The following is a 22,625-nucleotide window of genomic DNA, read 5'->3' on the forward strand; positions in this document are numbered from 1 at the left end:
TGACCCTGACGCCGGGCGCATCAGAGTCCCGGCCAGCCGGCTGCGGCGTCCCGCACGATGGCGTCGATGACGGCGGCGTTGATCCGATCCCAGCGCCGGACGGCTGCACGGACGCGGTGCACCGGTTCCACCCGGGGGTTCCGGGCCACGGCCATGTCCAGGTAGGCGCCGAGCTCGCCCATGACGTCGATGTGGACCAGGCTCTCCGGGTGCGGCGGACCGGGGTCGTCGGTCTCCAGGAGCGCGGTGCGGACGGCCGCGCGCAGTTCCGGATTGTCGCCGCGCAGCCTCCGGAGGATCTCCGGCGATTCGCTGATCCGGCGGCGGGACAGCGACGTGCCGATGCCGGGAACCGGGTTCTGCAGCGCGATCGTGCCGCCGGGGCAGCCGGCCGCGACCCAGACCAGGGCCCGGCGCAGCTCGTCGACCGGGAACAGGTCGATGGGGTTCCGGTCGGTGCCGGTCAGATCCGCGGCGGACGCGGCCAGCAGCGGTTCCGACCGTCGCCAGGCCGCGATGTCGGCCGGCTGCCGCAGCAGCAGCCGGTAGTAGTAGTGGGTGAGCGCGTGACCGTGGAACCCCGGCCCGCCGCCGATCGTCTCCGGGTCCACGGCCGGCAGCGCGATCACCGAGCCGCTGAGCAGTGCCGCGATCGTCTGGTATCGGTGCGGGGTGAGCCGGCCGCCGCCGAACGCGGACGCGCGCGGGCCGTACTCGTCCCAGCGCGCGAGGTCGCAGCAGGCCTGGGCCAGCCACTCCGGTTCCGCCGGGGCGGGGCGCGCGTCCAGCAGCTCCAGCGCCTCCGCGGCTGCGTCGTTGTCGACCAGGAACCGGCCACGCCGCTCCAGCCACAGCGCCCAGGCCCGATCGCTCACGCGCAGCGCCTCGGCCAGCGGCGGCGTCTCCCCGCGCAGCACCCGGGCCTCGGCCGCGGTCGCGGGCGGCAGCTCGTCCACCGCGTCACCGAGCGCGGCCAGCCGCCCGGCCAGCCGCGGATCCGCCGGATCGAGCGGATCGGTGCGCCCGCGCACATCGGCGGGACCCGGCCGATCCGCAGAGGCAAAAGCATCGCGGCCAACCACCACGCCGACGTCACGGCCGGCCGGCCGGTCGCGATCCTGTCCGGTCGCCGGGCCGGCGCCCTGGCCGGGCTCGGGCGTGGGCTCGTCGCCGGTCCGCTGTCTCGGTGGCCACACCGGCCACCAGTCGGGCAAACGTCTCGGCTTCGCAGCGGCTTTCTGCCCCGGAGCGGACCACGGCGCAGGCTCGGGCGACCGCACCGGATCGTCGGCGGCACCCGCAGGCGCCCCTTCGAAAGTCCCCGGATGATCCGGCGGCTGCGGCCGGGCGGGCCCCCGCTCGGACATCCGGCGGGACGTGTCGTCGTCGAAGCGGAGCATCAGCTCGTGGTAGAGCGCCTCGACCGCGGCGTCCTCGCCGGGCAGCGCGTGGTACCAGGACGCGGCCGCGCGGTGGATCGCGGGCAGCGCGTCCCGGTACGCCGGGTCGGTGGTCATCAGGTGCAGCATCGCGCGGCGGACGTCCGGCAGGTGGCGCACCTCGTCACCGTCCCGTTTGACCAGCCAGACCTCGTCCGCAAGGCGTTCCAGCAGCTCCGCGGCGCCCGCGTCGGTGAGCGGGCCGAGCCCGCAGTACGGCGCGAGCACGTGCCGGATCAGCCCGGCCGTGACCCGGCGCAGGATCAGCCCGGGGTGCGCGAGGCGGCGCACCCGCGGATCCGCGACGTGCCAGAGGAACCGCGCGTAGAGCACCTCGCGGCGCAGCTCGCCGTCCAGCGCGGACCCCGTACCCGCGATGAATTCCGCTCTTTCGCCCGGCGGCAGGTGGCCGAAGAACCGCGCGGCCACGCGCAGCGTCAGCGGGTTCCCCCCGACCAGAACAGCGAGATCAAAAGCCTGATCCGCGGGTACGCCGTGCGCCGTGAGCAGTTCCGCCGCGGCCTCCGGTGCCAGGTCCGCCAGGCAGATCGCCTCCGCCACCTCGACCCGGCGGGTGACGTCGGCCGCGTCGATCGCGACGTCCGCGCGGCCGGAGAGGATCACGCGCAGCCCGTGCAGGCCCATCGTGTCCTTCAGCCGCGCGATCCAGTGCAGGATGCGCGCCTCCGGGTCGTTGTCGTGCAGGCGGGGCCGCGCCGGGTCCGGCCGGTCCCGCTGCCACTCCTCGAACGTGTCCAGGATCAGCAGCACCGGCCGGGCGTCCAGCCCGTGCATGCGGACCGCCGGCGACGCGTCCCGCTCGAACGCGGGCGCGTCCCCGGCGCCCTCACCGGCGGCGAGCGATCCGGAGTAGCGGGCCGCGGCCGTACCGGCCCGCTCCTGGCGCACCTGGTAGCGCAGCGCGGAGAAGTCCGCGGCCGCGACCGGGTGCGCGTCGCCGAGCTGGCGGCTGACCTCGAAGGACAGTTCCAGCTCCGCGTCGATCCGGAACTGCACGCGGTCGAAGTCGATCACGATGACCACCGGGCCGGTCGAGTCCGGCCGCAGGATCTCCCGCAGGTACGGGTCGACGAACGCGGCCAGCGCGGTCGACTTCCCGGCGCCGCCGAGCCCGACCACGGGCAGCAGCGGCACCGGCGTGTCGTCGCCGGTGACCGGCGCGGTGGCGAAGTCGCGCAGCCGGGACAGCTCCTCCTCACGACCGAAGAACCCGTTGCCGAGCAGCGCGCCGTAGCTCTCCACGACCGCCTCGACGCGCACCCGGCGCCGCGCCTCCGCGAGATCGCCGGCGAGCCCGCCGAGCGGCTCGGCCCAGGCCAGGGCCTGCAACGCGGTTCGGGTGCCGACCGGCCGCTCCGGCGGCGGCGCGCCGGTCGCGGCGATCGCGGCCAGCAGCCGCGCGGCATCCAGCGCCGCGAGCCCGGCACCGTCGTCCGGGCCCGGCGCCGCGACTCCGGACGGGGACGGCGACCCGGCCGCAGCCACATCACCGGACGAGGCGGGCGGCGCGGCAGGCGGTAGGCCGCCGGGCGAGGCGGGCGGTGTGCCACCGGACTGCGCCGGCGGCGCGGCGGGTGGCGCGGGCGGCCCAGCACGCCCAGCGGACTGCGCGGGCGGCCCAGCAGGAGCAACGGGTGACGCAACGGCAGCGGGCGGCCCCGCAGGCGCAGCGGGCGGCGCGGCTGACTGCGCGGGCGGCCCCGCGGGCGCAGCGGGCGGCGCGACGGCGGCGGGCGGCCCGGCGGGAGCAGCGGGCGGCGTGCCGCCGGGCTGGTGGGGGATTGTGGCGGGACGGGCGGGGAGCGTGGTGGGGCGGGCCGCGAGGCCGTCCGGTGGGAGCGCGGCCAGGCCGGTCGCGTGGGCGGCGAGCAGCCGGAGGTATTGACCGGCCTGGTCCGTCGGCACGCCGATCGCGTCCGTGATCGCGTCGGTCAGCGCCCGCGGTGAATCGGCCAGCGCGCGGAGCGCGTCGCGTCGCGGGCCGCTGCGCATCGTCCAGCGCCACACGTCATCCACATGGGACCGGTCGAACTCCGGCACCAGCAGGTCCAGGACGCGCTGCCCGTCCTCCGGGTCCAGGCCGGTCACGAGCGTGGCCGGGTCGACACCGCCGGACAGAGCGCCCCGCATCCGTACCCTCGAGATCTGGTTTTGAAGATCTTGATCCGCCGCAGGCGGAGGGGTTTCGAGGGTGGCGGCGAAGGCGGACCTCTCCGCCGGGGAACGGTCCGCCCACATGTCCCGGATCGCGTTCAGCGCCGCGGCCTCCGGCGCCGGCCCGGACGAGGACGGTGAGGGCGGGAACCCCGGGAGGGATGACGTCACGTCGCCACGCCCGCGGCCAGCATGCGCAGCACCGCGTGCGCGGCCGGATAGCCGGTCAGCCCGCGCGCCTGTTGCAGCGCCAGCAGCGACGGCACGGCCGTGACCAGCGCGTCCGCCGGTGCCGAGCCGGCCGGCGTGAAGTGGGCCGCGATGTCGTACGCGGCCGGCAACGCCAGCTCCTCGATCGCCGCCTCGAAGCCCTCCGGCGGCCGTTCGTCCCAGCCGACCAGCACGAGCCGCTGGGACGGGTTGTCGCGGAGCCGGCCCATCAGGTTCACCACCACGTCCTTCACCCCGGGCGGTACGTCCATCGCGGCACCGCCGAAGCCCTCCAGCACCAGCCACACCGCGCGGTCACCGCCCACTTCGGACACCCGCTGGTTGAGCCCGGGCAGCACACCGTCCCGGATCTCGCGCGGCGCGGTGGTCAGCACGTCGCCGTGGCTGAGCGCGGGCCGGGGCGCGGAGAGCGCGCCGGTGACCCAGCGGGCGAAGCCGTCCGCGTCCTGGGCGAGCGCGTTCGCCAGGTCGAGCGTGACCACCACGCCGTCGCTGTGCTTCTCCACGAACTCGCGGACCAGGCGTTTCGTGAACCGTTTGCCGGTGCCCGGGGCGCCGCGGACCAGGAAGAGCCGCTCGGCCGGTGCCGCGTCCGGGCGCAGCGCGCGCCACAGCCGCTGCTGGGTGCCGCGGCGGCCGATCACCGGGTACGGCATCGGCACCAGATCGCCGGAGCGCTCGAGGAAGTGCAGGTAGGGCACGCCGTCCGGGAGCGGCCGGTCCAGCATCGGCGACCAGTCGCGCACCGGCACGGCCCGGTTCCGGACGCCGGTGACGCCGCCCTGATGCAGCGCCACGATCCGCCACCGCTGGTCGAAGACGGGCGCGCCGGACGAGCCGCCGAGCGTGTTCACGTCGTGCAGGTACCGCACCGGGGGCACGCCGAGCTGTTCGTCGAGGCGCCCGTCGGAGAGCAGCAGCGGTTCGCCGCGCTCGTTCGGCCCGTGCGGGTGGTGCAGCAGGCTGACCTCGAACGGCCCGGCCGGCGGGCTGCCCATCAGCTCGGCCTGGGCCGCGCCCTTGGGCGGCGCGGCGAGGCGGATCAGCGCGAGGTCCCACGGCCCGGCCGGCGCGGCGATGCCGTCGATGTCGCGCACGTCCTTGGCCAGCCGTTCGCCCTCGGTCGGCGGGCTGCCGTGGAGCAGCCAGTCCGGGTGCAGCGGCGCGGTCTCGCCGGCCAGCCGGGTCGCGGCCCGGTCGACGTAGTCCCGGAACGTGACGACCAGGTGGCGCAGGCTGTCCGGCGCGGCCGCGAGCGTGCCGTCCGGCTCCTGGGTGAGCAGCGGCCAGAGCACGTGCGCCATGGTCGCGACCACGGTCGGCCGGACCAGCACGCCGGTGCCGGCCTGGACACCCCTTATGTCTATCCGGCAGACGTAGTCGCAGGCGCGCAGCAGCCCTTCCGCGTACGTCATCGGGTTGACCGCGTGCCGGACACCGTTCTGCAGCGCCTGGAGCTGGAAGCCGCCCGCGTTCTCGTCGATCGCGCGCAGCGCGGTGACCAGCGACGGCCCGGCCAGACCCTCCTTGATCAGCTCGAACGCGAAGACGTCGAGGAAACCGTGCTCGTCCGCGGCCGCGAACGCGCCGATCAGCAGGTCCCGTAGGTTTCGGCTGGTCTGCGGCGGCATGTGCACGCCCCGCGCGCGGCTGACCCGCTCCCAGACCCGCTCGACCACGATCCAGTCGGTGGCGGCCGCGGTCACGGTGTCGGCCAGGGCCGAGAGACTGACGGACGTGGCCGCGGTCATCGGGCCGCGGCGGGCAGCACGGCGGAGAGCTCGTTGGTGATCCGCTCCAGCGCGTGCGCCCAGTTCTGCCGCTCCGGCTGGCCGGCGAAGTGCAGCCCGAGCACGGATCGGCCGTCCGCGTCCAGGTCGACGACCGCGGAACCGGAGTTGCCGCCGAGCGTGGAGACGTCGTGGGTGAGGATCCAGCCGTGCGGGTCGTCGGGCAGCTCGCCGGCGGCCGCGGTGATCCGGCCGGGCGCGAGCCGCTTGTAGCTCTTCACGCCCGCGAAGATCCGGGTGAACAGTTCGCGCGTGGTCGAGTGCTCGTTGCCGGGGTAGCCGACGACGTAGACGCCGCGCCCGGCGCTGGCGAGCCCGCCGCGGGTGACCGGGTCATCGCCGCGGGCGACCGGGACCGGCGGCGGGAACGCGCGGCCCGGCACCGGCTCCAGCTCGAGGATCGCCAGGTCGAGGCCGTCGAAGTTGAGCCCGCCGAGCACCGTGTGCACGTGCTCGGGCGCGCCCTCCCGGCCGACCGCGACGACGCGCCGGATCGGGAACCGCCGGTCCGGCCAGGGCCGGCCGACCTCGTGCCCGAAGTGGACCGCGACGCCCGGGTTGAGCCGGCCGGTGAACTGGCCGTCCTGGCGCGTGCCGCGCGGCGCGATCGCCTGCAGCACGTGGAAGTTCGTGGCGACCAGTCCCTCCGCGACGACCCAGGCCGTGCCCTGGTAGCCGAGCGGCGCGGCGGACGGGTCGTCGACCCGGCCGACCGACCGGCAGACCGCGCGGACCTCCTCGGCGAGCCGGGACAGCGGCGCCGCGTAGTCACCGAGGCTGGGCGCGAGCAGGTCGACGAAGTCGTCCTCCACGAACAGCACCGGGCGGGTGCCGTCGGTGACCACGACCGCCTCCAGGCCGGAGACGTCGTCCGCGGTGAGCGCGGCCGCGGTGCCGTCGCCGAGCAGCTTGTCCAGCGCGGTGCCGGCCTGGGCGAGCAGCTCGGCGCGGAGCACCGGGTCGGGCGCGACGCCGGTCTTCGACTCGATGTAGGCCAGCTCGGCCTCCAGCCGCTCGACCAGCTCGGTCCTGGCGGCCGGTGCCGCGTTGCCCGCGGTCGACGCGGCCGACTCCGCGAGCGAGTGCTGCCCGCCGCCGGTGGAGATCAGGTCCAGGTAGCGGCCGGCGTTCCCGGTCATGGGACCCGTCCCTCGACCAGCCCGTTCAGGATCTCCACGAGCCGCTGCCGGTACGGGCTGAAGGCCGCCCCCTCGACGCCGCCGCCGAGCGTGGCCAGCGCGGTCGACGCCTGCTTGACCATGTCCGGCTCGGGCGTGCGCGGGTAGAGCAGTTGCAGCCCGCGGACGTCGCCGGTGGAGAGGTCGATGCCGTTCCCGGTCGGCGCGCACGGCGACGGCGCGCTCCTGTAGAAGAACGGCTCGAACTGGTAGAGCATCACCGACTCGGTGTCGAACGGCCCCGCGATCGTGTCGTCCGACTCCTGGGTGCGCAGGTTGAAGTCGACCTTCGCGCGCGTCCACCGGTTCGGCGGCCCGGCGAGGTAGGTGTAGACCCCCGGCCGCCGCCCCGCCTCGTCCGCGATGAAGACGCCGCGGCCGTCCTTGGTGGGCACGTAGCCGTCGTCGTCCTCCCAGCGGAACTCGTCCGCGCACGGGCCGCGCATGTTCTGGTGGCTGTGTTTGAACGCGAGCGCGTGCAGGAACTCGTGCCGCACGGTCCCGGCCCAGTCGTCCGGCAGGATGCCGTCGAAGCCGGACAGGTTGAGGCTGCGCTGGTGCGGCGCGCCGCCGATCGGCGAGCCCGCCTCCGCGAGCGTCGGGTCGGTGCTGTCCGTGCCGATCAGCGACCAGTAGCCGCCCTGGTCGAAGCTGACCCGGATCTCGGCCGCGTGCTCGGTGTCCTCGGTGGTCCACCGCCGATAGGCCCCGGTGGCCGGGTCGCGGCCGAAGTCGAGCGTGATGCCGCAGGCCTCGGTTATCTGCCGGGTCGCGTCCTCGACCCGCGCGTGCGCCTCGGTGTCACCGTCCAGGAAGGCCACCCGGAGCACCACGCCGGGCGCCCACCGGGACAGGTCCTGGACCAGGAACTCGAGGCCGGCCGTCTCCGCCGCGACCCGGCGGCGCCAGGCATCCCGGACTTCGACGGCCGCCTCGATGTGCTCCGGCAGCGACTCGAACAATCTCGCCATGATCACACCCCCCAACGTGGACGAATATGAGCCTTCGCCCACGTGGGGAGACTGTCAACGACGGATGTCCGATAATCCCTCTCCCGCATAAGCGGAAATCTCGTTCGTCAGCGTGACCTTGTCACCCGCCGGCATGAACGAGTGCGTGACCGCGGCCTTGGCCAGCTCGGCCACGCCGGCCGTGTCCAGGCCGAGCAGCTCGGCCGCGACGCGGTACTCGTCGTTGAGCGTGGTGCCGAACATCGGCGGGTCGTCCGAGTTGATCGTCACCGGCACGCCGGCCTTCACCAGCGTGGGCAGCGGGTGCTCGGCCAGCGACGCGACCGCGCGGGTCCGCACGTTCGACGTCGGGCAGACCTCCAGCGCGATGTCGTGCTCCACCAGGTAGGCCATCAGTTCCGGATCCTGTGCGGCCGCGATGCCGTGCCCGATCCGCTCCGCGCCGAGGTGCCGGATCGCGTCCCAGATCGTCTCCGGCCCGGTGGTCTCGCCCGCGTGCGGCACCGAGCGCAGGCCGGCCGCGCGCGCCGCGTCGAAGTACGGCTTCCACTGCGGGCGCGGCACCTCCGGCCCGCCCAGCCCGAAGCTGATCAGCCCGTCCGGCCGCTGGTCCAGCGCGATCCGCAGCGTGTCCTCGCCCGCGGTCGGGCCGGCCTCGCCCGGGATGTCGAAGCACCAGCGGAGCGCGATGTTCAGCTCCTTCTCGGCGCTGCGCCGGGCGTCCTCGATCGCCTCGCAGTACGCCTCGGCCGGCATGCCGCGGTTGACCGTGGAGAACGGCGTGAGCGTCACCTCGGCGTACCGCACCTGCTGGCGGGCCAGCTCGCGCGCGATCTCGTAGGTCAGGATCCGCACGTCCTCCGGGTCGCGGATCAGGTCGACGACGCTCAGGTAGACCTGGATGAAGTGCGCGAAGTCGCGGAACTCGAAGTACTTCGCGAGCGCCTCCGGGTCGGCCGGCACCGGCGTGCTGCCCGCGTGCCGCGCGGCCAGCTCGGCCACGATCCGCGGTGACGCCGAGCCGACGTGGTGCACGTGCAGCTCGGCCTTGGGCAGTCCGGCGATGAATTCGGTCAGATCGCTCACGCGCGCCCCTGAGGAGTACGGGCCACCACGAAGTTGCGGTGGAAGGGAAAATGAACAAGACCATTCTCCACCGGGTACGCGTCCGCCAGCCGCTCCCCCAGCGATGCGCGGAAGGCCGGATAGTCGGCGTCCGGGAGCGCCGCCTTGACCGGCCGGAGCGCGGTCCCGTCCATCCAGCGCAGCACCGGGTGCTCGTCGCCGTCCTTCACCGGCAGCAGGTGGAGGTAGGTGGTGGCCCACGCGTCGACCGTGCAGCCCCGCCGCGTCAGAATCCTGGCGTATGCCTCGAAATCAGGCACGCGGCGGATGATGCCGACGTCGTTCAGCGCGTCCCACTCTCCCGCCAGCGCCTGTAGTGCACGGTGCGACGGCGCGTCGAAGTTGCCCGGCACCTGCAACGCGATCACCCCGCCCGGCGCGATCCCGGCGGCCCAGCGCGGCAGCAGCTCCTCGTGGCCCGGCACCCACTGCAACACCGCGTTGCTGACCAGCACGTCCACGTCCGGCTCGGGCTCCCACGCCCGGACGTCGCCGACCGCGAACTCGACCGGCTTCCCCAGCGCGGCGGCCTTCGTGATCATCTCGGTGGACGAGTCGAAGCCCTCCACCCGCGCGGACGGCCAGCGCTCCGCCAGCGTGGCGGTCAGGTCGCCGGGGCCGCAGCCCAGGTCCACCACCCGGCGCGGTGCCCCGGTGCGCACCCGGGCCAGCAGGTCGAAGAACGGCCGGGAGCGCTCGTCGCCGTACCGCTGGTAGATCTCCGGGTCCCACATGCGCACCTCCGCCAAAAACCGTACGTCCGTCTTGCTGAACTGTAAACGACATCGCCGGGCGCCGGGGGTTAGGCTCGGAGCCGTGGAGAGAAGAAGCTTCCCCAAGCTCGGCGGCACGGCCGCCGGCGTCATCGGCCTCGGCACCTGGCAGCTCGGCGCGGATTGGGGCGAGGTCGACGAGGACGACGCGCTCACCACCGTCGACGCGGCCGTGGCCGCGGGCGTCACGTTCCTGGACACCGCAGACGTCTACGGCGACGGGCGCAGCGAGCAGCTGATCGGCCGCTACCTGCGCGAACACCCCGGTCACGGGCTCACCGTCGCGACCAAGATGGGCCGCCGGGTGCCCCAGGAGCCGGAGAACTACACGCTCGACAACTTCCGCGCGTGGAACGACCGGTCCCGCGCGAACCTCGGCGTGGACACGCTCGACCTGGTCCAGCTGCACTGCCCGCCCACGCCGGTCCTCACGTCCCAGGCCGTCTACGACGCGCTGGACACGCTGGTCCAGGAGAAGCGCATCGGTGCGTACGGCGTGAGCGTGGAGACCTGCGACCAGGCACTGGAGGCGATCGCCCGGCCCGGCACCGCCAGCGTGCAGATCATCCTGAACGCGTTCCGGCTCAAGCCGCTGGAGGCGGTGCTGCCCGCCGCGGCCGAGGCCGGCGTCGGCATCATCGCGCGCGTGCCGCTCGCCAGCGGCCTGCTCTCCGGCCGCTACGACGCGACCACCACGTTCCCGGCGAACGACCACCGCAACTTCAACCGGCACGGCGAGTCCTTCGACGTCGGCGAGACGTTCTCCGGCGTCGACTTCGAGACCGGCCTGGAGGCGGTCCGCCGCCTCACCCCGCTGGTCCCGGCCGGTGCCACGCTCGCCCAGTTCGCGCTCCGCTGGCTCATCGACCAGCCCGCGGTCACCGTGATCATCCCGGGCGCCCGCAACGCGGCCCAGGCCGAGGGCAACGCGTCCGCCGCCGCGCTGCCGCCGCTCTCCGCCGAGACCCACGCGGCCGTCACCGAGGTCTACGACGAGCTGATCCGCCCCCAGGTGCACGCGCGATGGTGACCAAGGTGTGGGGCACGCTGACGCTGGGCCTGCTCGGCTTCGTCCTCGGCGCCCTCTGGATCTTCGAGGGCCTGGAGATGATCGAGGGCAGCTCCATCACCAAGGGGCCGGCCTGGTCGATCGCCGGCGCGATCCTGCTGGTCGGCGGCCTGATCGCGATGGTCGTCGGCGTCCGCGTCCGCTCCCGGCTCCGGCCGCCCACCCCGGCCCCCACCGAGCCCGAGCTGCTCCCCATCACCGAACAGCCCACCTCGGTCAGCCTCCCCGCGATCCGGGAGAACGCGCCCACCTGGCGCTGAGCTCCGCACACGAAGGCGGCATGCACAGAGTGCATGCCGCCTTCGATCATCGATCGAGTTCGCGGTCACTCGCCGGGTTCCGGGACCGCCCCTCCACCCAGCGGATCGGCATGGCCTTCGCGCCGGTGATCGGCCACCTCACGTGTCTGTTCGTGCTCCCTGCCGAGCACTTCCCTCGAGTGCAACGTGAGCACCGGCCCGGCCGCGTCAGGACGCGGCGGTGACCGACGCCGTCACCGACCAGAGGATCGCGTTCGCCACCTGGGGGTACAGGCCCTTCGGGTGGGCGCGGAACAGTGGCTCGGTGCCGAACAGGACCGTCGCGGTGCCGGAAGCCGAGACGCCGGAGACGACGGCGGCCTGGCCGGCCGCGTCGGCGGGACCGCCGGTGCCGGTGTCGGTGGCGCGCCAGTGGCCCGCGACCAGCGGCGTCGCCGCGTAGCGCTGCTCCGCGACCACGCCCGCGCCCAAGCCGGTGAACCACAGCGGCGAGTAGACGAACGAGTGCGGCAGCGCGGAGGATCCGACCGGACCGTGGCCGTTGACCACGGACACGACGCCGTTGGCGTCGGAGCGGCCGGCGACCGCGGTGACCGGGAGCAGGCCGGCGTCGGCGTTGAACCGGGCGCCGGTGACCCCGCGGGTGATCACCGCGCCCACGGAGGCGACCTGTGTCTTGGCGGCGGGACTCAGCATGGACCAGGACAGGCCGGACGAGACGTACAGCGCGGAGACGCCGGCCAGCGACTCGCCCGCGTTCAGCGTCGAGGTGGCGACCGGCCGGACCTCGAAGCCCAGGTCACGCAGAACCAGCAGCTCGTCCGCGGCCGCGGCGGCGGCGATCACCGGCCGGGTGAGCGGGACACCGGTGGCACCGCGCGGGGCGGCGGTGAACCGGACCCCGTAGGTGCCGGCGACCGCGGCGGCCTCCCGGCGCGGGACCACGACCGTGCCGTCCGCCAGACGACGGACCGGGACGCCGCGGTTCAGCAGCGCGTTCAACGCGCGGACGTCCGCCGCGTCGGTGAGCGTCAGCAGCACGTCACCGCGCCCGGACGGCACCGCGCCGGTGGGAGCCGCGACCGTGACCGGACGCAGGCCGCCCGGCAGCGCGCCGCGCTGGACGATCGAGACCGGCGCGCCCCAGAGCAGCCGGTGCGACCAGCCGGAGATGTCGTACATCTGCGGGACCAGCGCGGAGATGTCCCGCCCGGCCTCCAGCATCGCGTTCGCCAGACCGCGCTTGGGCTGGTGCATGTCGACGACGTAGGTCCCGGCCGGGTAGGAGCGCCCGGACAGCGCGAAGCCGCGGGACGCCCGGCTCACCCGGATGTCGTGTGCGACCAGGTGATCCACGAGGCGCGCGGCCGCGGGCGACCCGGCCGGGATCACGTAGGCGCGCGGGAACTCGGTCTTGTACCGGTCCTCCGGGCCGTAGCCGGGCACGAAGTCGTCCGGGACGTCGCGCAGCGGCTCACCGGCCCAGCCGCGGCGGAACTGCTCGATCTGGCCGGCGATCAGCGACACGCGGTTCGCGTCGGTGTAGTCCAGCGCGCCGCGGATCGTGGCCTCCACCACCGAGGTGTTGACCGCGGCCCGGCGTTGCAGCTCCGCGACCGGCAGCGTGTCGTAGTCCGCGTTGTTGACGCGCAGCGGGATCTCCACGGTGTGGCCGATCGCGCCGTGGTACATCGCGTACATCGGGGTGAAGATCGGCGGCCAGTCGTCCCAGTCGCCGGGGGCGAAGTCGCGGAACGGGATGTCGACCGGCAGGCCGAGCGCGTTGACCTGGCGTTCCATGCGGAGCGCGTTGTCGTACGCGTGCGGCAGGTACAGGTCGTACTCGTAGTTCTGGCCGTGCGGCGGCGTGCACGGCTCGATCAGCGTGGTGCCGGTGTAGCCGTGCTCGTCCAGCATGACCAGCGGCTGCGCGTCGATCGCGACCGCGCGCACGGCCCGCGACTCCGGCTGCGACGAGGTGACGTGGTCCCGGTTGACGTCGAAGCCGGCGCCGTTCGCCCTGGTCCCGGCGATCCGGCCGTCCGGGTTGTTGGTGACCGTGAAGTAGATCCGGGTGCGGCGCAGCATCGCGGCGGTGGCGGCGTCGGTCGCGGTGGCGAGCTGCTCGATCAGGCGCAGCGAGCCGTCCGTACCCTCCCACTCGTTGCCGTGGATGTTCGCGTTGATCCAGATCGGGGCCTTGTAGTCGCGGGTCAGCGACCGGTCGCGCGCGGCGCGGCCCGGGTCGTCCTCGATCAGCCGACGCCACTCGGACTGCCGGCGCGTCTCGGACGCGCTCTCCGGCGCGGTCACGGTGACCAGGTAGAGGTCCCGGCCCAGCGCGGACTGCCCGATCACCTCGGCGGAGACGCGGTTGCTCGCGGCCTGCAACGCGTTCAGCCGCGGCGCGATCCCGTGGTAGGGGACCAGCCCCAGCTTGATCGACTTGTCGGCCGGGTTCTCCGGATAGACGCGCAGCCGGGTCTGCCGCGGGTAGCCGCCGCCGCGCCGCTCCGCGGACCACGACTCGGAGCGCGACTCGGAGGACGGTGACCCGGAGGACCGCGAATCGGCGGACAGCCCGGCCAGCGTGTCCGTGGCAGCGATCTCGTTGCGCTCCGGCCCGTTGCCGAAGTCGCGGCGGGGTGTGTCCGGCGGTGCCGCGGTCGCGGCCGGTGGGAGCAGCGTGACACCGAGTCCCGCGATCAGCAGCCCGGTGAGGATCTTGCCCGGTGAGCGCACGAAGCACCTCCATGATGGATGTGCTCAAGATCCTGGCCGGACGACAGAGATCGAATCAATATCTATCACCGTCACATGCGTGTTACAGCTGGTGCAGCGCCTTCACCAGCGGCGCCAGCTCCGGCGTCGCGCCTGCCTCGTCGAGCGCGCGGGCCAGCACCTCGTCATGCGTGGGCCGCGCCTTCGCCAACAGCTCGCGTCCCTGTCGCGTCAGCTCGGAGTAGATGCCACGCCGGTCGTCCTGGCACAGGTATCGCCCGAGCAGCCCGCGGTCCTCCAGCCGGTTGACCAGCCGGGTCGCCGCGCTCGACGACAGCGCGGCCGCGCGCGCGAGCTGCGACATCCGCATGTGGAAGCCGTCCTGCCGGGAGAGCGCGTCCAGCACCGTGAACTCGACCACGGACAGCCCGTGCGCGGACGCCAGCGCCCGCTCCAGCGCCGCGTCGATCAGCCCGTGCAGCGCGGCGAGCGTCCGCCACCCCTGCGCCCGGACCTGCACCGCGTCATCCGCGATCCCCATGGCAGTCAGCCTAACAGGCGCAAGCCGATACCCGGCGCGTGCAAATAACCAACGGCGAAGATCGGAAACCCTTCTTCCCGCTTCCGGCGTGGGCACCTTCCGAGTGCTCCCGCGGGCACCGGCCCGATGCCACTCAGCCTAATTTGATCCTGAAGGAGCAGCGGTACGGCCGCACTCCCGCGACCAGCAGAAATGCTCTCAGCCCGATCCGGGTTGCGTGGCTCGCTGTCGGTGCGCGAATCGCGCGCGGTCTCCGGGCGCCGGAACATCGCCGGCGGCGGTCAGGGCCGGCCCTCTTCCGGTGGGGACCCGGGCGCCCCGTGCCCGAAATCTCCCGATGAAGCGGGCACGCGTCCTGCTGGCGGGGCCGGGAGATCTTGACGGCCTCGGGCCTGGCGCCTGAGTGATCAATCAGGTGAGCGAAAACGCGATCAACTTCGATCTTTGATCTACCTTTTGCTCACCTGATTGATCACTCAGGCTGCGGCGGTGCCGTCTCGCGAGTGTGTGGTCCGCGCCGGAGGGTGGGATGTCGCGATATTTCGGGCGAGCGGCGCCCGATTGCCGCGAGCGGGCCGGGTCAGCTCGCGCTCCCCGGCCCGAAAAGGGCAACAGAGTCAGTCCGAGGGGTGTGGGCGACAGAGGAGGGCCGGCGGGCGTCGCGCGGACGTCAACGGGGCGCTTTCGGTAAGCGCAGGCAGGAATTCGTGGTCAACTTAAGCCAAGTGGCATTGGGCATCGGTCGGCTGCGGGCGGCCTCCCTGCCGGTCAGGCGGGTGGTCACCGGAAAGCCCCGCCGTCCACCCTGATCACGGGTTTGCTGGGCGTCCGGCGCCGAGGTCTCGATGCGCGGACTGACACCCGGGTGCCGAAAGCTCCGGTAGCAGGGTCCGGCCGTCAGTCGGAGTCGACGGAGATGCCCATGGCGGCGGCCAGGACGTAGGAGAGGGCGGGGAGGTCGGTCTCGTGGAAGACGGCGCCGCGCAGCTGCGCCGGGCTGCCGACGCCGGCCAGTGAGCAGCCGCGGAAGCGGGTGCCGGTCAGGTCGGCCTGGTGGAGCTGGACGCCGGTCAGGTCGCAGCGGGTGAAGCGGGCGCCACGAAGGTCCGCGCCGGTGAAGTCCGCGCCGGTCAGGTTGCAGCCGACGAAGTGCACGGCCTCGAACCGGGTGAACCGCCAGGCGGACAGGTCCAGCCGGCACTCCTCCGCGCGCACATCGCGCAGCGTCCCGTCGGCGATCGTCAGCCCGGTCATCCGCGAGTCGCGCAACTCGACGCGAGTGAGCGCGCCGCCGTCGCTGGTCAGGTTGGCCCAGTTCGAGTTCTGCACGAGGCAGTCGGTCAGCGACACCTGGTCCAGGCGGGCGCCGGAGAGGTCGGCCGCCCGGAACCGGCACTGGCTGAACCGCACCGCCTCGGCCTCGCGCCCGGACAGGTCGACGTCGTAGTAGGCGAGCCGCGCGTACCCGCCCTCCGGCTCGGGGTCGCCGGGCGCGCGCTCCACGCCGGACGGCGGCTTGGGCGGCTTCGGCTCGGCGGAGCTGGGCATGGAGGTGGCGCGGCGGCGGGACGGAGGCACCCCGCCACCCTAAGGAGTTCGCGCACCGCCGGTCCGACGCGCCCGGGCTCGCCGTACCCACGAATGGGTTTTATGGTTCTGGTGTGGATTTTTTCGTGACACCCGTCCGGGTGATGTCGGCGCTCGCCGCCGAGGAACGGCCCTGGTCCGAGATCGGTGTGGTGCAGGCGCTCGGCATCATCGTGGGCGTGTTGTTCCTGGTCCTGGCGATTCGGGCGATGTTCGGCGGCGGGAAGCGTTAGCCGTTCGGCCGTCATGCCCTGCAATTTGCAACCCGGGTACCGTGACGAGCTGCACAGAGACGGAGAGTAAGCGACCTGGGGCGGAATTGTGGATCTCGAACTGTCGCACCACCATCTCGCCGCCGGGCTCGCCCGGGTGGCGGTCGCGGTCCGCGCGGCCGGCGACGACGCGGCGACCGCCGAACGCACGCTCGCTCAGCAGCAGGTGCTGCTCGTGCTGCGCCGGCGCGACGCGAGCTACCCGCTGAGTGAGCTGTCCAAGGACCTGAGCATGACCACGAAGTCGCTGCTCGCGGCCGTGGAGACGCTGGTCGCCGAGGGGCTGGTGGCGATGGGCCCGGCGCCGTCGTTCTCGCCCGGCGAGATGCGGCTGTCGCTGACCGAGGCCGGGCGCGCCGAGCCGCTCGAGCCGATGAACTGGGCCGCGGACCTGCTCAACGGCCTGCACGACCTGGATGCGCTGCGCCGCCAGCACCTGCTCGACGTGGTCACCACGAAGATCCGCACGATGCAGGCGGCCGACCAGATCCCGATCACGAAGATGTGCGTGACCTGCCGGTTCTTCGAGTCGTACGCGTACCCGGGGAGTGGTCAGCCGCACCACTGCTGGCTGGTCGGCAGCCCGTTCGGCCACCTCGACCTGCGGCTGCGCTGCCCGGAGGCGAAGCCGGGCGAGCCGATGCACGTGATGCTCGCCCCGCGCGACGACGATTGACCTGCCCTTTCGCGGGTACGACAGCCCGGCGCCCGTTGTTCGTGGTGACCAACGACGCGACGTGCAGGGAGGCCGCCCGCGGCCGACCGGTGCCCGCGGGAGCACTGGGAAAGTGACCACGCCGGAAGCGGGAAGCAACGTCCTTGGGCCCGGCAGGGCAGGGGTGTCAGTGGGCGACGAGGTCCTGGTACGCCGGGTGCCGCTCGATGTATGCCTTGATGAACGCACACCGCGGCACCACCGTGGCACCGCGTTCCCGCGCCGCGTCGAGCGCCCCGGCGGCCAGCTTCGAGCCGAGGCCCTGGCCCTCGTGGCCCGGATCGACCTCGGTGTGCGTGAAGATCAGCGAGTCGTCGCGCACCCGGTAGGCGGCGAAGCCCGCGACCTCACCGTCGACGACGATCTCGAAGCGGCTCTCGGCCGCGTTGTCCCGTACCTCGGCGCCCATCGCCGGCTCCCCTCGATCGACTTCCGCAGAAGGCAAGACTAGCCATGCAGGTCGGACAAGGCGTTCAGCAGCGTGTCGACCTCGGCCTCGGTGTTGTAGTGGTAGAGCGAGGCGCGGACCGCGCCGCCGCTGTCCCGCAGGCCCAGGGCCTCGAAGAACTCGTAGGCGTAGTAGTCGCCGGCGGAGAGGCAGATGTTCCGCTCGCCGAGCAGCGCGGCGGTCCGGGACGGCGGCTGGTCGGCCAGCCGGAACGACACGGTCGGACAGCGGCGGTCCGGCGCCGGGAGCACGGTCACGCCGGGCAGCGTGGCCAGGCCGTCGAGAAGCCGGGTGAGCAGCGCGGTCTCGTACCGCTGGATCTCGGCGAAGGACGCGCCAAGCCGGCTGCGCCGGTCGCCGCCGCCGGCTGCGAGGTCGGCCAGGTGCTCGACCGCGGCGGTCACGCCGGCCAGCTGTTCGAAGCTCGCGGTGCCCAGCTCGAACCGGTCCGGCACCGCCTCGGACGACGGGGCCAGCTTCATCGGGCGCAGCCGCTCCCACAGCGCGGGGTCGGCCGCGACCGCGGCGAGGTGCGGGCCGGACCACTTGTACGCACTGGTCACGACGAAGTCCGCGCCGGTCCGGGCGGGCAGGTGCGGCGTGCTGTGCACAGCGTCCACGTAGGTCAGCGCGCCGGCCGCGCGGGCGATCGCGGTGATCGCGGCCACGTCCGGCGCGGCGCCGTTCGCGTTGCTGCCCGCGGTCAGCGCCACCAGCCGCGTCCGCTCGCCGGTCAGTTCCCGGAACTGCGCGGCCGGCAGGTCGCCGGTGGCGCGGTCGAACTCGGCCCAGCGCACGGTCGCGCCGGCCCGCGCCGCGAGCTGCACCCACGGGCGCACGTTGGCGTCGTGGTCGAGGCGGGAGACGACGATCTCGTCGCCGGGCTGCCAGGTGTCCGCGAGTGCGCGGGCGACCCGGTAGGTCAGCGCGGTCGCGCTCGGCCCGAGCACGATGCCCTGCGGCGCGGCACCGAGCAGGTCGGCGAGCGCGTGCCGGGCGGCCGCGACGATCTCGCCGGAGCGGCGGCCGGGCTCGAACGCGGCGCTGCGGTTGGAGACGGCCGCGCGCATGGTGGCCGCGACCGCGTCCGCGACCGGCGCGGCGACCTGGCTGCCGCCCGCGTTGTCGAAGTGCAGGTAGCCTTCGGCCAGAGCGGGGTAGCGGGAACGGATCGCGTCGACGTCGAACGGCATGCGGCGCACGATAACGAGCGTTGATCATGGTGGTGGTGGCGGCCCCGTACCCTGGACGGGTGACGACGAACCGACGCATTGCCCGCGCCGTGCCCGCCGCCCTTCTCGGAGCCGTTCTCGCGCTCTCGCTCGCCGCGTGCTCCGGCGAGGGCTACGACACCCAGTGCGGCCTCGACCAGTGCACCGTGACCTTCGACCGCGGCGCCAACGCCAGCGCCAGCGTCCTCGGCATCGAGGCGAAGCTGGTGGAGGTGCAGGGCCAGGTCGCCACGTTCGAGGTGGCCGGTGAGCAGATCGGGCTCACCGTCGGCCAGGCCGCCACCGAGGTCGGTGGCTTCCTGGTCCAGCTGGAGTCCCTGACCGACACCCAGGCCGCGATCGAGATCTCAGTGGCCTAGGGGATGAGGGCTGTTCGGCGCCGAAGCCGGCCCGCAGGTCAGCGGCTTGGTCTACCGCGCTGAATAGCCCTCATCACGTTTACGAATCTCTTCATTCGGTGATTGACGGTTCATGTCGCTCACCCATGACGCTCGAGGCACGGCGTCCCGTGCCGCCAACAGCAAGTCGCTGGAGCTGCTCGCCCGGGCCGGATTCATCGGGTACGGCGTGCTGCACCTCCTGCTCGCGTGGCTGGCCCTCCAGGTCGCGTTCGGCAACCCAAGCGGGGAGAACTCGCAGGCCGGCGCGCTGGAGGAGCTGGCTTCGCAGTCCTTCGGCGCGTTCCTGGTCGGCGCGATCGGCGTCGGCCTGGTCGCGATGGCGATCTGGCAGGCGCTCGAGGCCGCGATCGGCCACCAGGCGGAGAACGGCAAGGAGCGCCTGTTCGAGCGCCTCGTCTCCGTCGGCCGCGCGCTCACCTACCTGTACTTCGCGTTCACCGCCTACAAGGTGGTCTCCGGCGCGAACGCGTCGAACGCGGACAGCTCGCAGAAGCTGACCGAGAAGCTGATGGATTCGACCGGCGGCCGCCTGCTGGTCGGCGCGGCCGGCCTCGCGGTGCTGGCGATCGGCCTCGGCATGATCTACCACGGGTGGAAGAAGAAGTTCGAGGACCACCTGAAGACCGGTGAGATGAGCCCGGCGGTCCGCAAGGTCTCCTCCCGTCTCGGCATGGCCGGTTACATCGCCAAGGGCATCGCGTACGGCATCGCCGGCTTCCTGGTGATCACCGCGGCCGTGACCTACGACTCGGAGAAGGCGCGCGGGCTGGACGCCGCGCTGCGCACGCTGGTCGAGCAGAGCTACGGCCCCATCCTGCTGACGCTGGTCGCGCTCGGCATCGCCGCGTACGGCGCCTTCTGCTTCGTGCAGTTCCGCTACCGCAAGGTGTAGCTCAACATTGCGTGAAAATCCCGGCCGGGTCGCACTCGCGACCCGGCCTCGCCGTGTGATGTGCCTAGCATGGGCCCGAGGTTTCCTCAGGAACAAGACAGGCAAAAGCCTCGATTCAAACCGAAGCCCCGACACGGAGGGAGAAACGTTTCCGTGGAGGACATTCTGATCACGGTGGGCGTGACCATCGCCGCGGCCGCGCTGGCGCTGCTCTTCGTCGCGGTCACCCACGTGATCATCAAGAAACTGGCCGCCCACTCCCAGCTCGCCTCCGAGCTGGCCGAGCACACCCACCGCCCGGTGCAGTTCGCGATCACGCTGATGGCGATCCAGCTCGCGGTGCGGTTCACCACCGCGGACTCGGCCGGCGCGGAGTGGCGCCGGCACCTGCTGCACGGCCTGGTGCTGCTCGTGATGGCCGCGGCCGCGTGGCTGATCGGCGCGTTCCTGGTCGCGTTCGAGGATCTGACGCTGGCCCGCTGGCGCACCGACGTGCCGGACAACCGCCGCGCCCGCCAGCTGCACACCCAGGTGGTGATGCTGCGCCGGGTGACGATCGCGGTGATCGTGGTGGTGACGGCCGGCGTGATGCTGATGACGTTCCCGGACGTGCGCGCGATCGGCGGCGGCCTGCTCGCCTCCGCCGGCCTGCTGTCCGTGGTCGCGGCGCTGGCCGCGCAGACGCTGCTCTCCAACTTCTTCGCCGGGCTGCAGCTCGCGTTCAGCGACGCGGTACGGCTGGACGACGTCGTCGTGATCGAGGGCGAGTGGGGCAAGATCGAGGAGCTGACGCTCTCCTACGTGGTGGTGCAGATCTGGGACGACCGCCGGCTGATCCTCCCCACGTCGTACTTCACCAGCAAACCCTTCCAGAACTGGACGCGTACGCAGTCGGCCGTGCTCGGCACCGCGGAGTTCGACGTCGACTGGTCCGTGCCGGTGCAGGACATGCGCGAGGAGCTGCGCAACCTGCTGGAGGGCACCCAGCTGTGGGACGGCCGCGTCTGCGTGCTCCAGGTGACGGACGCGACCGGCGGCATGATCCGGCTGCGCGCGCTGGTCAGTGCGCAGGACGCGGGCACGCTGTGGGACCTGCGCTGTCTGGTCCGCGAGCACCTGGTGGGCTGGGTGCGCGACCGGCGGCCGACCGCGATGCCGCGCTGGCGCGCCGAGGTCGGCGACTCCCGCGGCGACCTGAGCTGGCAGTGGGGCGAGAAGCGCCGCAGCCCCCAGGCGCGCCCCGCCGAGCCGGTCGACGACGCACGCCTCTTCGGCGGCAGCGAGGACGGCGAGGAGCGCAGCCACACGTTCACCGGGCCGGAAGAGCCCGTGCACACGCATTGAGAGCGCGTATCGATGTGGGGACGGGCTGCGGCGAGGCCGAGGCGCCACTGGACCGCGCCTCGCTCCGCCACCACATCGATACAGGCTCTAGACCTGCATAAACCGCGGGCTTGCGGGGAAGTAGAGAGTCATGGCGGATGTCCTGAACCGAAGTTCCGCTCAGGCGGGTAGCGGCCGGGTGGTGACCCGGGTCGGTGAACCCTCCACGTCCGAGCTGGTACAGCGGGCCAGCGAACAGATCACACGACTCATCAGGGACGAGTTCGCGCTTGCGAAGGCCGAACTCACGGAGAAGGGCAAGCACGCCGGTGTGGGCGTGGGGCTCTTCGGTGGCGGCGGCGCGCTCGCGCTCTACGGGCTCGGCGCCGGCATCGCGACCATCATCCTGGCGCTCGCGCTGGTCATGCCCGCGTGGCTGGCCTCGCTGATCGTCACGATCGTCCTCTTCATCGGCGCGGGCATCCTGGCGCTGCTCGGCCGCAAGCAGGTCAAGCAGGCCGTTCCCCCGATGCCCCAGGCCGCTACGGACGGCGTCAAGGCCGACGTCGAGGCCGTGACCGAAGCGGTGAAGCGAGGGCGGTCATGACGATGGAAGACGTACGCAAGAACGACGGGACCTCGCAGGATCTCGACGCGCTGCGCGCCGAGATAGAGCGCACCCGGGCCGAGCTGGGCGACACGGTGCAGGCGCTGGCCGCGAAGGCGGACGTGAAGGCACGCGCCAAGGAGCAGGTCGAGCAGGCCAAGGCCGCGTTCGCGACGCGCGTGCAGGACGCGAAGGAGACGGTGGCGCTGAAGGCGCACGAGGCGGCCGACATGGTGTCGCACCGGGCGCAGGAGGCCGCCGGCGCGGTGTCGCACCGCGCACACGAGGCGAAGGACGTCGTGTCGGTTCGTGCACATGACGCGGGCGACACCGTGCGCCGCAACCCGGTGCCGGTCGCCGCCATCGCGGTCGCCGGCGCGGCGGCGCTCGTGCTCGCGCTCTGGCTGATCCGCCGACGGCGCTGAAAGGAGATCTCGTGGGAAAGAAGATCAACGGTCTGGCGTACAAGCCGGTCGGTATCCTCGCCGGCGTGGCCGCGGGTGCGATCGCGGGCGCGGTGTTCAAGGAGATCTGGAAGCTGGCCGGCAACGACGACGACGCGCCCAACGCGACGGACGAGGACCGCGGCTGGACCGAGATCCTCGTCGCGGCCGCGCTGCAGGGCGCGATCTTCGCGGTGGTCAAGGCCGCGGTCGACCGTGGCGGCGCCGTCGGCGTCCGGAGGGTCACGGGCCACTGGCCCGACTAAAACCCATTCAGCGGGTACGGGAGGGGCGCCGGACACGGCCGCCCGCACTCCCACACGGCGGGTGCCGCCCTCGGGTGCACCCGCCGTTGCGCGCTCCGCGCCGCACACGCCGACGCACTCGCCACAGGCGCCGCTCGCGGATCTCGGCGGATCGCGGCCCGCGTCA

General features: G+C 72.9%; 21 protein-coding genes. 10 read left to right on the forward strand and 11 right to left on the reverse strand.

Going from position 1 to position 22,625, the window contains the following annotated elements:
* Positions 1–20: 20 nt before the first annotated feature.
* The 6 genes from J2S43_RS23975 to J2S43_RS24000 are packed head-to-tail and all read right to left on the reverse strand — an operon-like array spanning position 21 to position 9,643.
* A complete protein-coding gene (locus tag J2S43_RS23975; RefSeq protein ID WP_306832799.1) occupies positions 21–3,785 on the reverse strand; it encodes an AAA family ATPase in 3,765 nt (1,254 codons plus the stop codon).
* Entirely contained in the window at positions 3,782–5,596 is a 1,815-nt protein-coding gene (locus J2S43_RS23980) for a trypsin-like serine peptidase (RefSeq protein WP_306832802.1), read from the reverse strand. The genes J2S43_RS23975 and J2S43_RS23980 overlap by 4 nt, the downstream gene beginning before the upstream one ends.
* Entirely contained in the window at positions 5,593–6,774 is a 1,182-nt protein-coding gene (locus J2S43_RS23985) for a trypsin-like serine peptidase (protein WP_306832804.1), read from the reverse strand. Before J2S43_RS23985 ends, J2S43_RS23980 begins: the two co-directional genes overlap by 4 nt.
* On the reverse strand, positions 6,771–7,784 hold the full coding sequence (locus J2S43_RS23990; protein ID WP_306832805.1) for a zinc metalloprotease: 1,014 nt from the start codon (positions 7,782–7,784) through the stop codon (positions 6,771–6,773). The genes J2S43_RS23985 and J2S43_RS23990 overlap by 4 nt, the downstream gene beginning before the upstream one ends.
* A 54-nt stretch (positions 7,785–7,838) precedes the next feature.
* Positions 7,839–8,870 (reverse strand): adenosine deaminase, encoded by a 1,032-nt coding sequence (locus J2S43_RS23995; protein WP_306832807.1) that lies wholly within the window; start codon positions 8,868–8,870, stop codon positions 7,839–7,841.
* Positions 8,867–9,643, reverse strand: a complete 777-nt coding sequence (locus J2S43_RS24000) for a methyltransferase domain-containing protein (RefSeq protein ID WP_306832809.1) — start codon at positions 9,641–9,643, stop codon at positions 8,867–8,869. The genes J2S43_RS23995 and J2S43_RS24000 overlap by 4 nt, the downstream gene beginning before the upstream one ends.
* An 82-nt stretch (positions 9,644–9,725) precedes the next feature.
* Here J2S43_RS24000 and J2S43_RS24005 point away from each other — a divergent pair, with 82 nt between their 5' ends.
* The gene (locus J2S43_RS24005) at positions 9,726–10,712 is read left to right on the forward strand and encodes an aldo/keto reductase (protein ID WP_306832810.1); all 987 of its coding nucleotides are present in this window, start codon (positions 9,726–9,728) and stop codon (positions 10,710–10,712) included.
* Positions 10,706–11,011 (forward strand): hypothetical protein, encoded by a 306-nt coding sequence (locus J2S43_RS24010; protein ID WP_306832812.1) that lies wholly within the window; start codon positions 10,706–10,708, stop codon positions 11,009–11,011. Before J2S43_RS24005 ends, J2S43_RS24010 begins: the two co-directional genes overlap by 7 nt.
* Positions 11,012–11,218: 207 nt before the next feature.
* Here the strand turns inward: J2S43_RS24010 and J2S43_RS24015 are convergent, their stop codons facing one another.
* The 3 genes from J2S43_RS24015 to J2S43_RS24025 form a co-directional block, all read right to left on the reverse strand.
* The gene (locus J2S43_RS24015) at positions 11,219–13,753 is read right to left on the reverse strand and encodes a M14 family zinc carboxypeptidase (protein ID WP_306832814.1); all 2,535 of its coding nucleotides are present in this window, start codon (positions 13,751–13,753) and stop codon (positions 11,219–11,221) included.
* 82 nt (positions 13,754–13,835) lie between these two features.
* The gene (locus tag J2S43_RS24020; protein WP_306832815.1) at positions 13,836–14,273 is read right to left on the reverse strand and encodes a MarR family winged helix-turn-helix transcriptional regulator; all 438 of its coding nucleotides are present in this window, start codon (positions 14,271–14,273) and stop codon (positions 13,836–13,838) included.
* A gap of 897 nt (positions 14,274–15,170) precedes the next feature.
* Complete coding sequence (locus J2S43_RS24025) at positions 15,171–15,821, reverse strand: pentapeptide repeat-containing protein (RefSeq protein ID WP_370881779.1); 651 nt, start codon at positions 15,819–15,821, stop codon at positions 15,171–15,173.
* A 113-nt stretch (positions 15,822–15,934) separates the two neighbouring features.
* Between J2S43_RS24025 and J2S43_RS24030 the strand changes: the two genes are divergently transcribed.
* Complete coding sequence (locus J2S43_RS24030) at positions 15,935–16,093, forward strand: hypothetical protein (RefSeq protein WP_306832819.1); 159 nt, start codon at positions 15,935–15,937, stop codon at positions 16,091–16,093.
* Positions 16,094–16,181: 88 nt separating this feature from the next.
* Positions 16,182–16,808, forward strand: coding sequence for a hypothetical protein (locus J2S43_RS24035; protein ID WP_306832821.1), 627 nt, complete (start codon positions 16,182–16,184; stop codon positions 16,806–16,808).
* Positions 16,809–16,974: 166 nt separating this feature from the next.
* On the opposite strand, the gene J2S43_RS24040 is transcribed toward J2S43_RS24035, so the two are convergent.
* Both J2S43_RS24040 and J2S43_RS24045 read right to left on the reverse strand, forming a co-directional pair.
* Complete coding sequence (locus J2S43_RS24040) at positions 16,975–17,256, reverse strand: GNAT family N-acetyltransferase (RefSeq protein ID WP_306832823.1); 282 nt, start codon at positions 17,254–17,256, stop codon at positions 16,975–16,977.
* A 38-nt stretch (positions 17,257–17,294) separates the two neighbouring features.
* A complete protein-coding gene (locus J2S43_RS24045) occupies positions 17,295–18,488 on the reverse strand; it encodes a cysteine desulfurase-like protein (RefSeq protein ID WP_306832825.1) in 1,194 nt (397 codons plus the stop codon).
* Positions 18,489–18,514: 26 nt separating this feature from the next.
* Between J2S43_RS24045 and J2S43_RS24050 the strand changes: the two genes are divergently transcribed.
* From J2S43_RS24050 to J2S43_RS24075, 6 genes are all read left to right on the forward strand, one after another.
* Positions 18,515–18,886: a hypothetical protein gene (locus J2S43_RS24050; RefSeq protein WP_370881651.1), complete on the forward strand. Its 372-nt coding sequence runs from the start codon at positions 18,515–18,517 to the stop codon at positions 18,884–18,886.
* 112 nt (positions 18,887–18,998) lie between these two features.
* Positions 18,999–19,820, forward strand: coding sequence for a DUF1206 domain-containing protein (locus tag J2S43_RS24055; RefSeq protein WP_306832826.1), 822 nt, complete (start codon positions 18,999–19,001; stop codon positions 19,818–19,820).
* A 153-nt stretch (positions 19,821–19,973) separates the two neighbouring features.
* Positions 19,974–21,164 (forward strand): mechanosensitive ion channel family protein, encoded by a 1,191-nt coding sequence (locus J2S43_RS24060; RefSeq protein WP_306832828.1) that lies wholly within the window; start codon positions 19,974–19,976, stop codon positions 21,162–21,164.
* A gap of 130 nt (positions 21,165–21,294) precedes the next feature.
* Positions 21,295–21,750: a phage holin family protein gene (locus J2S43_RS24065; protein ID WP_306832830.1), complete on the forward strand. Its 456-nt coding sequence runs from the start codon at positions 21,295–21,297 to the stop codon at positions 21,748–21,750.
* The gene (locus tag J2S43_RS24070) at positions 21,747–22,175 is read left to right on the forward strand and encodes a DUF3618 domain-containing protein (RefSeq protein ID WP_306832832.1); all 429 of its coding nucleotides are present in this window, start codon (positions 21,747–21,749) and stop codon (positions 22,173–22,175) included. Before J2S43_RS24065 ends, J2S43_RS24070 begins: the two co-directional genes overlap by 4 nt.
* An 11-nt stretch (positions 22,176–22,186) precedes the next feature.
* Positions 22,187–22,459 (forward strand): DUF4235 domain-containing protein, encoded by a 273-nt coding sequence (locus J2S43_RS24075; protein WP_306832834.1) that lies wholly within the window; start codon positions 22,187–22,189, stop codon positions 22,457–22,459.
* Positions 22,460–22,625 lie beyond the last annotated feature (166 nt).

It is taken from the genome of Catenuloplanes nepalensis, assembly GCF_030811575.1.
GTDB lineage: Bacteria > Actinomycetota > Actinomycetes > Mycobacteriales > Micromonosporaceae > Catenuloplanes > Catenuloplanes nepalensis.

Coding starts and splice junctions, on each gene's coding strand:
- J2S43_RS24025 (WP_370881779.1), bottom strand. CDS start 15,821: ATGCCCAGCTCCGCCGAGCCGAAGCCGCCCAAGCCGCCGTCCGGCGTG.
- J2S43_RS24050 (WP_370881651.1), top strand. CDS start 18,515: ATGGTGGTGGTGGCGGCCCCGTACCCTGGACGGGTGACGACGAACCGA.
- J2S43_RS24020 (WP_306832815.1), bottom strand. CDS start 14,273: ATGGGGATCGCGGATGACGCGGTGCAGGTCCGGGCGCAGGGGTGGCGG.
- J2S43_RS24010 (WP_306832812.1), top strand. CDS start 10,706: ATGGTGACCAAGGTGTGGGGCACGCTGACGCTGGGCCTGCTCGGCTTC.
- J2S43_RS24065 (WP_306832830.1), top strand. CDS start 21,295: ATGGCGGATGTCCTGAACCGAAGTTCCGCTCAGGCGGGTAGCGGCCGG.
- J2S43_RS24070 (WP_306832832.1), top strand. CDS start 21,747: ATGACGATGGAAGACGTACGCAAGAACGACGGGACCTCGCAGGATCTC.
- J2S43_RS24055 (WP_306832826.1), top strand. CDS start 18,999: ATGTCGCTCACCCATGACGCTCGAGGCACGGCGTCCCGTGCCGCCAAC.
- J2S43_RS23990 (WP_306832805.1), bottom strand. CDS start 7,784: ATGGCGAGATTGTTCGAGTCGCTGCCGGAGCACATCGAGGCGGCCGTC.
- J2S43_RS23985 (WP_306832804.1), bottom strand. CDS start 6,774: ATGACCGGGAACGCCGGCCGCTACCTGGACCTGATCTCCACCGGCGGC.
- J2S43_RS24040 (WP_306832823.1), bottom strand. CDS start 17,256: ATGGGCGCCGAGGTACGGGACAACGCGGCCGAGAGCCGCTTCGAGATC.
- J2S43_RS23980 (WP_306832802.1), bottom strand. CDS start 5,596: ATGACCGCGGCCACGTCCGTCAGTCTCTCGGCCCTGGCCGACACCGTG.
- J2S43_RS24045 (WP_306832825.1), bottom strand. CDS start 18,488: ATGCCGTTCGACGTCGACGCGATCCGTTCCCGCTACCCCGCTCTGGCC.
- J2S43_RS24000 (WP_306832809.1), bottom strand. CDS start 9,643: ATGTGGGACCCGGAGATCTACCAGCGGTACGGCGACGAGCGCTCCCGG.